General features: G+C 70.2%; 10 protein-coding genes. 2 read left to right on the top strand and 8 right to left on the bottom strand.

Annotated elements, in window-relative coordinates; translation table 11 throughout:
- Positions 1 to 13: 13 nt before the first annotated feature.
- The 7 genes from ITJ69_RS13210 to ITJ69_RS13180 form a co-directional block, all read right to left on the bottom strand.
- On the bottom strand, positions 14 to 1,204 hold the full coding sequence (locus ITJ69_RS13210) for a glycoside hydrolase family 1 protein (protein WP_159571083.1): 1,191 nt from the start codon (positions 1,202 to 1,204) through the stop codon (positions 14 to 16).
- Between the two features lie 12 nt (positions 1,205 to 1,216).
- Positions 1,217 to 2,086, bottom strand: coding sequence for an alpha/beta fold hydrolase (locus tag ITJ69_RS13205; RefSeq protein ID WP_194672969.1), 870 nt, complete (start codon positions 2,084 to 2,086; stop codon positions 1,217 to 1,219).
- Positions 2,083 to 3,879 carry an ABC transporter ATP-binding protein gene (locus ITJ69_RS13200; RefSeq protein WP_123937402.1) on the bottom strand — a complete coding sequence of 599 codons (1,797 nt, stop codon included), beginning with the start codon at positions 3,877 to 3,879 and terminating at the stop codon, positions 2,083 to 2,085. Before ITJ69_RS13200 ends, ITJ69_RS13205 begins: the two co-directional genes overlap by 4 nt.
- Positions 3,876 to 4,820, bottom strand: a complete 945-nt coding sequence (locus tag ITJ69_RS13195) for an ABC transporter permease (RefSeq protein WP_123293511.1) — start codon at positions 4,818 to 4,820, stop codon at positions 3,876 to 3,878. Before ITJ69_RS13195 ends, ITJ69_RS13200 begins: the two co-directional genes overlap by 4 nt.
- On the bottom strand, positions 4,817 to 5,797 hold the full coding sequence (locus ITJ69_RS13190; protein ID WP_111085432.1) for an ABC transporter permease: 981 nt from the start codon (positions 5,795 to 5,797) through the stop codon (positions 4,817 to 4,819). Before ITJ69_RS13190 ends, ITJ69_RS13195 begins: the two co-directional genes overlap by 4 nt.
- Positions 5,794 to 7,551, bottom strand: coding sequence for an ABC transporter substrate-binding protein (locus tag ITJ69_RS13185; protein WP_228505606.1), 1,758 nt, complete (start codon positions 7,549 to 7,551; stop codon positions 5,794 to 5,796). The genes ITJ69_RS13190 and ITJ69_RS13185 overlap by 4 nt, the downstream gene beginning before the upstream one ends.
- Before the next feature lie 316 nt (positions 7,552 to 7,867).
- Positions 7,868 to 8,968: a LacI family DNA-binding transcriptional regulator gene (locus ITJ69_RS13180; protein WP_228505604.1), complete on the bottom strand. Its 1,101-nt coding sequence runs from the start codon at positions 8,966 to 8,968 to the stop codon at positions 7,868 to 7,870.
- A gap of 227 nt (positions 8,969 to 9,195) precedes the next feature.
- On the opposite strand from ITJ69_RS13180, the gene ITJ69_RS13175 reads away from it, so the two are divergent.
- Positions 9,196 to 9,348 carry a hypothetical protein gene (locus ITJ69_RS13175; protein WP_159570996.1) on the top strand — a complete coding sequence of 51 codons (153 nt, stop codon included), beginning with the start codon at positions 9,196 to 9,198 and terminating at the stop codon, positions 9,346 to 9,348.
- A gap of 160 nt (positions 9,349 to 9,508) precedes the next feature.
- Here the strand turns inward: ITJ69_RS13175 and ITJ69_RS13170 are convergent, their stop codons facing one another.
- On the bottom strand, positions 9,509 to 10,210 hold the full coding sequence (locus ITJ69_RS13170; RefSeq protein ID WP_323743104.1) for a GntR family transcriptional regulator: 702 nt from the start codon (positions 10,208 to 10,210) through the stop codon (positions 9,509 to 9,511).
- A gap of 75 nt (positions 10,211 to 10,285) precedes the next feature.
- Between ITJ69_RS13170 and ITJ69_RS13165 the strand changes: the two genes are divergently transcribed.
- The gene (locus ITJ69_RS13165) at positions 10,286 to 11,503 is read left to right on the top strand and encodes an MFS transporter (protein WP_228505600.1); all 1,218 of its coding nucleotides are present in this window, start codon (positions 10,286 to 10,288) and stop codon (positions 11,501 to 11,503) included.
- Positions 11,504 to 11,582 lie beyond the last annotated feature (79 nt).

The following is an 11,582-nucleotide window of genomic DNA, read 5'->3' as shown; positions in this document are numbered from 1 at the left end:
TCGAGCCGGCGGGCTACTCCGCCGTCTCGATGGCGTTCGCCTGGGCGACCTTCCCGTACCAGTGCGCGGACGGCTTCGGGGTGCGCTCGAAGGTCTCCGGGTCCCACGACACCAGGCCGAAGGTCGGACGGAAGCCGGACGCCCACTCGTAGTTGTCCAGGAGCGACCAGTGCTGGTAGCCGAGGACCTCGATGCCGTCGTCGATGCAGCGGTGGATGCCCTCGAGCGCGCCCTGCGTGTACGCCTGTCGACGGGTGTCGTCGGCGGTGGCGATGCCGTTCTCGGTGATCATCAGCGGGACACCGCCGGACAGCTCCCACGCGCTGCGCAGCCCGTCGGCCGAGGCCTCGGGGTAGAACTCCCAGCCGGTGAGGGTCGTCTCGACGTCGTCCGCCACGGGCAACGGACCGGAAGCGCCGATGAAGGTCCGGGTGTACGCCTGCACGCCGAGGAAGTCGTCGCCGGCGGCGTTCTCGAGGTACCAGTCGTCGCGCGGGTACCCGTACTCGCGGAGCATCGCGTCCGCGCCGGGCTCCCCGTTGGACTTGAACGCCTGGGTCGCGATGGTCCAGCCGCTCTGGATGCCATCCACCTGGGAGAGCACCTCCCGCGAACGCTTGTGGGACTCGAGCAGGGCGTCGGCGACGCCCAGGTCCGGGTTCGGCAGGCCGTAGGCCACGAGGTTCGACGCGTCCTCGCCGCCGGCGAGCATCGCGGCGATGTTCGGCTCGTTGATCGTGCAGACGTACCGGACCCCGTCGGACACCACGGGCAGCGCGGCTTCGGTGTAGCGGGCGAACAGGTCGGCAGCGTCGGGTGCGCGCCAGAAGCCGTCGCGTTCGAACCAGCGGGGCACCGTGAAGTGCATGAGCGTGACGATCGGCTCGATGCCGAACTCGTGGCAGGCGTCGACCATGCGGCGGTAGTGGTCGATCTCGGCGCGGCTGACGAACCCGCGTTCCGGCTCGATGCGCGCCCACTCGATGCTGAACCGGTACGAGTTCAGGCCGAGCTCGGCGGCGATCCGGATGTCCTCGCGGTAGCGGTGGTAGCTGTCCGCGGCGTCGCCGGACGGCTCGACGATGGTGGTGTCCGGCTCGTGCTCGTGCACCCACCAGTTCGAGTTGACGTTGTTGCCCTCGATCTGGTGCGCGGCGGTGGCGGCGCCCCAGAGGAAGCCCTTCGGGAAGTCGAGCGTGCTGATGACGGGGTCCTTTCAGTGGGCGTTCATGAACGCATCGAAGACGGCGACCGTGCCGAGCGGGTTCTCGATCTGGGGGCCGTGGTAGCTCTCGGCGATCACCTCGTACGACGCACCGAGACGCGACGCCATGTCCGCCTGCCACGGGATCGGCCAGGCGCCGTCCCAGACGCCGTGCGCCACGAGCACCGGCAGTCCGGTCGCGCGGAGTTCCTCGGTGGTGTCGGCGCGGTCCTCGAGGATCGCCGCGCCGCCGAGGACGCTGAGGACGCTCGTGTGGTCGAAGCGTTCGCGGACCATCCGGGCGTCGTCGGGGAGTTCGGCGTCGGGGCGGCCGGCCCAGAGCGGGTTCTGCGCGTCGAACAGCGCACGGTTGGAGCACGTGTCGGCGACGATCGTCTTCTCGGCGGCCTTGCGGTACGACCAGCCGTGCGGGCCGGAGCAGAACATCGTCACGTCGCGGAACGACGTCGGCGAGGCGATCGCTGCGGCGCGGACGATCACGCCGCCGAGCGAGTGGCCGACGAGGTGGACCGGAGCGCCGTCGTCGAGCAGTCCGGCGACGCGGACGACGTCGGCGGCCTCCTGCTCGAGCGTGTACGCCGTGCGGTCGTCGGGCGAGACCGAGTCGGCCTGTCCACGGCGGCTGATCGCCACCGCCGACCACCCGGCGTCGCGGAGGAGTGGCAGGAACGTGCGCCAGTCCTCCTTGGAGCCGGTGTAGCCCGGGACGATGAGCACGACGCCCTTCGACACCCCGGACGGCACGATCCGGTACGCCGTGAGGCGGCCGATCGGCAGGTCGATGCCGACGACGTCGACACCGTCCGGCGTCGGCAGGTGGCCGAACGCCGGCACCGCCGGGAAGTCGTGCAGCGTGGTCACAGCCGGCCCTCCGCGAGGGCGCGTCGGGGGTTCGGCACGGCGTCGAGCAGGGCGATCGTGTACGGGTCCTGCGGGTTCTGCAGCACCTCGGCGGTCCGTCCCCGCTCGACCACGGCACCCTCGTGGAGCACCATGATGTCGTCGGTGATGAGCCGCGCGCTGAGCAGGTCGTGCGTGATGTAGAGGAGCGAGACGCCCCACTGCTCGCGCAGGTCCTCGAGCAGGGCGAGCACGCCGGCGCGCAACGTCACGTCGAGCATCGAGACCGGCTCGTCGGCGATGATCACCTGCGGGTCGGACGCGAGTGCCCGGGCGATGACGACGCGCTGCCGCTGCCCACCGGAGAGCTGGTGCGGGAGCTTCTGCGCGAACTGCTCGACCGGGGTCAGGCCCACGGTCTCGAGGAGCTCGAGCACGCGGCGACGGGCGTCCTGCCCCGTCAGGTCCGTGTAGTTCGCGATCGGGCGGGACAGCGTGTACTCCACGGTGTGCAGCGGGTTGAGCGCCGCGTACGGGTCCTGGAACACCATCTGCACCTCGGAGCGGAGGTCCCGCAGGCCGCGCTTGCCCAGGCGTGCGACGTCGAGGTCGCCGAACCGGACGGTGCCGGTCGTCGGCTTCTCGACCCCGGTCAGGAGCTTCGCGATGGTCGACTTGCCCGAACCGGACTGGCCGACCAGGGCGAGCGACTGCCCCGGCTCGAGGGTGAACGACACGTCGCGCACGGCCTGCACGGGCTGCTCGCCGCGGCGCGGCGCCGGGTAGGTCTTCACGATGTTCGAGACGACGATCGGGTTCTTCGCCGCCGAGCGCTCACGCGACCCGACGGTGCTGAACGACGACGTGGCCTCCTGCCGCTTCTCGCCGGACGTCGCACGCTGCGACCGGTCCGGGAACCCGGGCAGGGACACGATCTCGGCCCGCGGGTCGGCGTAGTGCGACAGCAGCATCTGCGTGTACTCGTCCTGCGGGTTGCGCAGGAGCTCCTTCGAGCCGCCGTCCTCGACGATGCGGCCCTCGTGCATGACGAGCACGCGCTCGGTGGCCTCGAGCACGATGCCGAGGTCGTGGCTGATCAGGATCGCCGTGAAGCCCTCGGCCTGCTGCAGCTCGATGATCGTGTCCATGACGGCGTGCTGCACGAGCACGTCGAGTGCCGTGGTCGGTTCGTCGAACACCATGAGCTGCGGTTCGAGCGACAGGGCCAGGGCGATCGAGACACGCTGCCGCATGCCGCCGGAGAGCTCCCCGGGGAACCGGGCGAGCATCGACGTCGGCAGCTTCACCTTCTCGATGAGCTCCTTCATCCGGGCGTCCCACCGGTCGCGCGACACGTGGCCGTGCGCCTTGAAGATGTCGATGAAGTGGTTCCGGACGGTGCGCACCGGGTTGAGCGCGTTCATGCCGGACTGCAGCACCATCGCGAAGCCGCCCTGGCGCTGCTGCCGGAGCGCTTCCTCGTCGAGGTCACGGATGTCGTGACCGTTGAAGACGATGCTGCCGCCGTTCGTCCGCGCCGGCGGCTTCTGCAGACGCGTCAGCGCGTAGCCGAGCGTCGACTTGCCCGAACCGGACTCGCCGACGAGGCCGACGAACTCGCCCTTCCGCAAGCTGAACGACACGTGGTCGACCGCCTGGACGGCCGTCTGGCCGGCCGATTCGTACACGACCGACAGGTCGCGGACGTCCAGCAGGACGCTCTGGGCGTCACCACCGTCGGACGGGAGGCCCGTGGCGGCGCCGTCCCGCGCCTCCAGGCCGTCTGCTGGTTGCGTCGTACGCGAGCCGCTCATGCGGTCGCCTCCTTGCGCTTCGGGCGCGCGCCTTCGCGCAGCCGCGGGTTGGACACGGCGTCGACGCCGAAGTTGATCAGGGTGAGGCTCATCGCGAGCAGCGCGATGCAGAGGCCGGGGGCGAAGAGCAGGATCCACTGGCCGGTGAGCAGCGCGTTGGAGTTCTGCGCCCAGTAGAGGATCGTGCCCCAGCTGACGATCGACGAGTCGCCGAGCCCGAGGAACTCGAGGCCCGCCTCGGCCAGGATCGCGCTCGTGGCCGCTCCGAAGAACGAGCCGACGATGAGCGAGGTCATGTTCGGCAGGATCTCGCGGAACACGATGCGGGTCGCACCGTCACCGGAGAACTGCGCGGCCGTCACGAAGTCGCGACCACGCAGGGACTGCGTCTGGCTGCGCAGGACGCGAGCGCCCCAGGCCCAGCCGGTGACGACGATCACCGCGATGATGACGGCGATGCCGCCGTTCTGCAGGTACGCCGCGATGACGATCATCAGGGGCAGGCCCGGGATGACCAGGAACAGGTTCACGATGAAGCCGATGACCTCGCCGATCCACCCGCGGACGTAGCCCCAGCTGAGGCCGATCGCCACGGCGACGAGCGTCGACAGGATGCCGGCGACGGCACCCACCATCACGGAGATCCGTGCGCCGTAGATGATCTGGGACAGGACGTCCTCGCCGGCGGCGGTGGTGCCCATCCAGTGGTCGGCGGTCGCGTCGGCGGACCGGGCGAAGCCGTTCTGGCTGGCACCGTACGGGGCCAGGAGCGGCGCGAAGATCGCGACCAGCACGAACACCGCGAGGATGATGATGCCGATCCGGGCCTTCGAGTTCGACCAGACGACGCCGAACTGGCGGGCGATGCTCTTCCACTTGGAAGGAGCCTGTTGTTCGTCGGTGTCCTGGGTCCGGACAGCGACAGTGGCGTTGTTGGTCATCGGCGCGTCCTCGGGTCCAGGACGCCGTACATGACGTCCACGATGAAGTTGGCGATGAGCACCGACACGGTGATCATCAGGAAGAGGGCCTGCATCAGCGGGTAGTCCTGCCCGATGACGGCGTTGAACAGCAGGTAGCCGATGCCGGGGTAGCCGAAGACCTGCTCGACCAGCACCGAACCGCCGACCACGCCACCGAGTGCCAGACCGAAGCCGGTCAGGTTCGGCAGGATCGCGTTCCGCGCCGCGTACCGGACGGCCACGGTGCGGCCGCGCAGACCGTTCGCCTCGGCGAAGGTCACGTAGTCGTCACCGAGCGTGTTGATCATCGCGTTGCGCATGCCGATGATCCAGCCGCCGAGGCTCGTCACGAGGATCGTCACCGCGGGCAGCACCGCGTGCTGCAGGGCATCGGCCGCGAACGCTCCGTTGAGCCCCGGGGTGGTGGTCGCCGAGTAGGCGCCCGTGGTCGGGAACCAGTGCAGCACGTAGCCGAGGAAGAACAGCAGGAGCAGGGCGGTCCAGAAGTACGGGAACGTCGACATGAACGACCCCGACAGCGTCGGGAGCGAGTCCAGCCAGGTGCCGCGCTTCCACGCCGCCGCGACGCCGATCAGGGTGCCGAGGACGAACGCGAGGATCGTCACGACGCCGACCAGGATGAGCGTGTACGGCAGGGCCTTCGACACGAGGTCGCCGACCGGCTGCGGGTAGAACGTGTAGCTCACCCCGAAGTCGAGCGTGACGACCTGGTGCAGGTAGTTGACGTACTGGTCCCACAGGTTGCCCGTGGGGACGCCGAGCTGGGCCTCGATGGCCTTCTTGGTGGCTTCGGTGACGGGGCCGTTCTGGCTGAGCTTCGCCAGCGCGGCGTCCGACGGGCTGCCCGGCATGAGGCGCGGGAGCACGAAGTTCAGCGTGACCGCGGCCCAGAGGGTCAGGACGAAGAGGACGAGTTTCTGGAGGATGTACTTCACTTCTGGTCCTCTTGCTGCTTCAGGATCTCCTGGCCGGCTGCGCTGTCCCGGAGCCGGAGCTTCGAGAAGATGAGCAGCGGTGCGGAGTCGTAGTTCTGCGGGGCCATGTACGGGTCCTCGGCGCTGGGCCAACCGACGAACTTGCCGGTGTTGAACAGCCCCCAGAGCCCGCCGTAGTACATGCCGATCACGGGCAGTTCGTCGTAGACGATCTCCTGCAGCTGGTTCAGGATCTCCTGCTGCTTCGCCGTGTCCGTCGTCGCCTTGTACTCGTCGAGGAGCTTCTGGGTGTCGGCGTTCTTGTAGCGCTCGTAGTTGTTCACCGTCGACTTGCCGACCGGCTGGTAGAAGTCGCTGCTGAGCAGGGAGTTGAACGCCTGGTAGACGTCACCGTTGCCCATGCCGCCCATCGCCATGTCGAACGTGCCGTTGTTGATGTTCTGCTGGTAGCCGGCGGGCTGTGGTGCCTGGATCGTCACCTTCACGCCGATGGCCGTCAGGTCGCGACGGACCTCCTGCGCGGCACGGAGCCAGTCCGAGTAGCCGTTCGCGGTCATGATGGTGATGGACAGCTGCTTGCCGTCCTTCATGATCTTCCCGCCCTGCTCGGTCCAGCCGGACTTCGCGAACGCGGCCTTCGCAGCGTCGACGTCCTGCGTGATCATGCCCTTGTCCGGGATGTCCGGGTTGAGGTACTTCTCCTGGTTCGGCAGGATCAGGCCGGTCTGGCCCGCTGCCGCCAGGTTGCCCTCGGACGCGGTCTCGGCGATGTCGTCACGGTTCAGCGCGAGCGAGATGCCCTTGCGGACGTTGACGTCGTTGTACGGGGCCTTCGTCAGGTTCGGGATGAGGCCGATCACGCCACCGGCCGGGAACCACCACTGGTTCGTCTTCGACGCGGCGCCCCAGGTGCCCTTGACGTCCGAGATGAACGAGTACGCCCAGTCGTAGCCGCGGGTGACGGTGTCGAGCTGCGTGTTCGTCGCCGGCAGGATGAGGTGCTTGATGGCGATCTTGTCGGCCTGCCAGTACGTCGGGTTCTTGTCCATCGAGTACTGCTGGTCGGTGTAGTTGCCGAGCACGAACGGGCCGGTGCCGACCGGGTTCGGGTCGCGGAACGTCGTGGGGTCCTTCACGCCGCCCCAGTGCTGCTCACCGAGGATGTACGTCGCGCCGATGATGTTCAGGCTCGGCACGTCGTCGCTCTTCAGGTGGAAGACGACGTGGTCGCCGTCCACCTCGATGCTCTTGATGTGCTGCCAGGCGCCCTTGACGTCCATCGCCGGGAACTTCTTCAGCAGGTCGAACGTGAAGACGACGTCCTTCGCCGAGAACGGCGAGCCGTCGGACCACTCGACGCCCTGGCGGATCGTCATGTCGATCGTGCTGGCGTCCGGCTGGCTCCACTTGCTGGCCAGCCACGGGGTGCCCTTGCCGTCGAGGGGGTTGATCTCGATGAGCGGCTCGTACATCCACTTGGAGGCCGTGCGGGCGTTCGCGATGTACGGGTTGAAGTTGCGGTCGAACAGCGGGTTGCCGTGGTCCGCGTTGATGAGCATCGTGTCCTTGCCGATCGTGGGATCGGGTTCGGACCGGACCTGGATGCTGCAGCCGGTGGCCATGAGGGCCACGGCTGCGAGCCCGGCGATCGCCGCGACGAGGCGTCCGCGTCGTCGGGTGCTGCCGGGGCGCGTTCCGGGAGCGCGGGTCCCGGGGTCGCGCTTGCCGCGCGTGCGCTGTGGGGGAAGCGTCATTGCTCGGTCGACCTCCGTGTCGAATCGGTACTGGGTCAATGTATGCGCTTACATCGCGTCGCGCAACACCGGGGTTCCGTGCCGGGGTGGTACGTAGGCGCGGGCGGCGGCAGCGAGGGTCGGAGCGAGGGTCGGAGCGGGGGTCGCTGCGCACGGTGCGCGTTCCGTCGCCGGGTGCGAGGCTGCCCGCTCCGTGCGCGGTTACAGGCCCGCACCGGGCGGTCAACGCCGCACGCGATGACCAAAGCCGCACGGTGCGGACGCACCGCCGCGCCGCTCGCAGCACCGCTCGCCGCGCCGCTCGCAGCACCGCTCGTCACAGCGCCGGCGGGCAGCTCTCGCGCAGCAGCACCTCGACCGGCAGCCGGACGGCGCGCGGCGGTCCCTCGCGGTGGTCCAGCCGGTCGACGATCGCCCGCACCGCCGCACGCCCGAGCTCCCCCATCGGCTGGTGCACGGTGGTGAGCCGCGGCGACGAGAAGCGCCCGGCGTCGATGCCGTCGAAGCCGGTGACGACGACGTCCTCGGGCACGCGCAGGCCCCGGGCCGTGGCGGCGTCGAGCACGCCGAGCGCCGACTGGTCGTTCGAGCACACGATGGCCCGGGGCACCTCGTCCGCCAGCAGCGTCGCCGCCAGCTCCCGCGCTCGCGCCCGGCCGAAGTCGCCGTGCACCACCCGGACCGACGACGCCGGCACCCCGTGGTCCGCCAACGCCGACCGGAAGCCCGTCGAGCGCTCCATGTCGTCCGGCGAGTCGATCGGGCCCGCGACGTACGCGAGCGACCGGATGCCGAGCCGCCCGATCACGTGCGATGCGAGCGTCCGCATGCCGGCGCTGTTGTCCACGCTCACGGAGTCGAACCCGTGCGACCGCCGGTCGTCGGCGAGCACCACGACCGGGATCCGACGGGCGACGTGCTCGAGCAGGTCGTCCGGCACGGTCTGCGCGAGCACGGCGAGGCCGTCCACCCGGCCGGCGACGTCGTTGACGATCACGTCGCGCGACGACCCCCGACCGGCGGCGACCATGAGCGCGAGTCCGCGCTGCCAGGCCTCGGTCTCGGCGCCGCGCAGGACCTCGTCGAAGTACAGGTTCGAGGAGAACGGCTGGGTCACGTGGCGGCGGTCGTCGACCACGCGGACGCCCCCGTCGGTGACCAGGTCCGGCCGTTCGTCGGGTACCACGTCGAACCCGGGCAGCAGCAGTCCGACGACGCCGGTGCGCTTGCCGGCGAGGGCTCGGGCGTTGCCGGAGGGGACGTAGCCGAGGCTGCGGATCGCCGCCTGGACGCGGTCCCGGGTGCCCTCGCGGACGGCGTCCGGCGTGCGGAGCACGCGCGAGACGGTCGCGATCGAGACGTTCGCGGCACTGGCGACGTCGTAGACCGTGGGAGGTGCGGTACGTGGTGCAGCCAAGCCGTGCCTCCCGTCCGACGTCCGCTGGTGCGCACCGGGGCGGCGCGGCCGCACCATCCTAGGCACGGTCCGTGACGGCACTTCTCCACATGTGACGAAAGCCCTTGCGGCGGCCGGAGCGACCGCGCGACACTGTCACGACCTCAGTACGTCCCGTGAGGAAGCGCACCGGCGGGCAGGATGCCCGCGCACACCACGATGCCCACACGCAGGGGAAGGACACCGACATGTCACAGGCGACACGATCCGGAAGCAAGCTGGCGAACCGCGCGAGCCACGACGAGGCCGAGGTGCGCGACGCGCTGCTCGAGCGCACCGACGGCGGCGGTTCGACGTTCGACCAGCTCGACGCGACAGAGGAGCGTGCGGACCGCCCGTAGCGGGTCACGTTCGGCGTCGACCGGGCGCCGGTTAGGAGGCGCGGACCGACAGCTGCTGTCGGGTCGCGTCTCCAGCACGGTCGCGTCCAGTGCCCAGCTCGCCCGGCAGATCGGGTCACGCTCCACGCTCCACGCGTGCCGTCAGGTCACGCGGTTCGCGTCAGCGCTCGGTCGCCCCGACGATCGTCATGCCCGCGCCGCGCAGTCGGCGGCGCTCCTGCGCGATCCAACCGAGCAACCGGTCGTTCGTCCCGGCGACGTGCGCTGCGACGAGCCCGGCCGCACGGTCGGCGTCGCCGTCGCGCACGGCGTCGATGATGGCGCTGTGCTCGTCCCACGCGGCGTCGCGGGCCTCGGGCGTGCGGACCTCGATCCACCGGGTGCGCTCGAGACGGGTCAGGGCATCGGCGATCGCGTCGGTGATGAACCGGTTGCCGCCGAGCGCCGCCAGGTCGAGGTGGAACGTCGAGCCCATCCGGATGCCGGCTTCCTGGTCGGGCGTCGGGCGCAGGGCGTCGAGGTGCCCGCGGACCTCGGCGAGCTGTTCGGCGCTCGCCCGCTCGACCGCGAGTCGGGTGGCGGCGGGTTCGAGCACGCCCCGGAGTTCGGCGAGCGAGGCGATCTCGTCGAGGTCGATCGGAGTGACCGTCCACGAGCGCCCCTCGTGCAGGATGAGGCCCTCGCGCTCGAGCCGCGACAGTGCGGCACGGACGGGGGTCCGCGAGGCGTGGAACCGCGCTTCGAGACCGCGCTCCGAGATGCGCTCACCCGGCGCGATGTCGAGCGTCAGGATCGCGGCACGCAGGTTGTCGTAGAGCTGGGCCGTCTGCGACACCGGGGTTCCATCGGTCGTGTCGGTCACGGCCAACAACTCTAGCGGGGACACCGTCGGAATGGTATACCGTTGTGGTATACCAATTGCTTCCGACATGAAACGATGCGAGCCACCACGATGACCGCGACCGCCGCACCCCCGACGCCCACCACGATCGGCCGCCGAGCGTGGACGATGCTCGCGCTCGGGGTCGCCGCGCAGGCCGCCGGGACCCTGGTGGTGACGGCTCCCGCTCTGCTCATCCCGTACCTGCACGCGAACGGTACGTCCCTGACCGTGGCGGGCGTGCTCGCCGCTGCACCGACGTTCGGCATGGTCCTGACGCTCATCGCCTGGGGCGCCATCACCGACCGGATCGGCGAACGGATCGTGATCGCCGGCGGACTCGTGCTGACGACCCTCGCGGTGGTCGGGGCATGGCTCGCCGCGGGCGACCCGGTCCTGCTCGGGCTGGCCTTCCTGCTGGGCGGCATGACGAGCGCGTCGACGAACGCCGCGAGCGGCCGGGTCGTCGTGGGGTGGTTCCCGAAGGAGCGGCGCGGGCTCGCGATGGGCATCCGGCAGATGTCGCAGCCGCTCGGGGTGACGCTCGCGGCCGTCACCGTGCCGCAGCTCGCCGAGGGGTCCGGGATCCGCGCGGCCCTCGTCCTGCCGATCGTCCTCTGCGCCGTGCTCGCGGTGCTCTGCGCCATCGGCATCCAGAACCCGCCACGACCGGCCCGGCACACGGCACCGGCCGACGCGACCGCGAACCCGTACCGGGCGAGCGGGTTCCTCTGGCGGATCCACGCGGTGTCGATCCTGCTCGTGGTGCCGCAGTTCACCCTGTCGACCTACGGGCTGGTGTGGCTGGTCGGACTGGGCTGGTCGACGGCCGCGGCAGGGCTGCTCGTCGGGGCGTCGCAGTTCGTCGGGGCGATCGGTCGGATCCTGGTCGGGGTGTGGAGCGACCGGGCCGGCTCACGCGTCGGACCGCTGCGGATCGTCGTCGTGAGCGCCGCCGTCGTGATGGGGCTCCTCGCGCTCGTCGACGTCACGCACCTGGCTGCCGGCGCCGTGTTCCTGGTGATCGCGACGAGCGTCACCGTGGCGGACAACGGGCTGGCCTACACGTCGGTCGCCGAGGCGGCCGGGCCGTTCTGGTCCGGTCGGGCCCTCGGGACGCAGAACACCGGGCAGTTCATCGCGGCGAGCGCCGTCGGCCCGGGCATCGGCGCGTTGGTGACGGCGCTCGGGTTCGCGGCGTCGTTCGGCATCGTGGCCGTGCTGCCGCTGCTGGCTCTGCCGCTGGTCCCGCGCGCGGACCGGTCGCACGACTGAACCGCGCGATGCACTGTAGGAACGGGCGTACCTGGTCGAAAGAACTGACCAGGTACGCCCGTTTCGATAAGGTACGCGC

It is taken from the genome of Curtobacterium sp. VKM Ac-2887 (assembly GCF_015350935.1).
GTDB lineage: Bacteria > Actinomycetota > Actinomycetes > Actinomycetales > Microbacteriaceae > Curtobacterium.
Note: the sequence above shows the minus strand (reverse complement) of the source record. Positions and strands in the feature narration are given on the sequence as shown.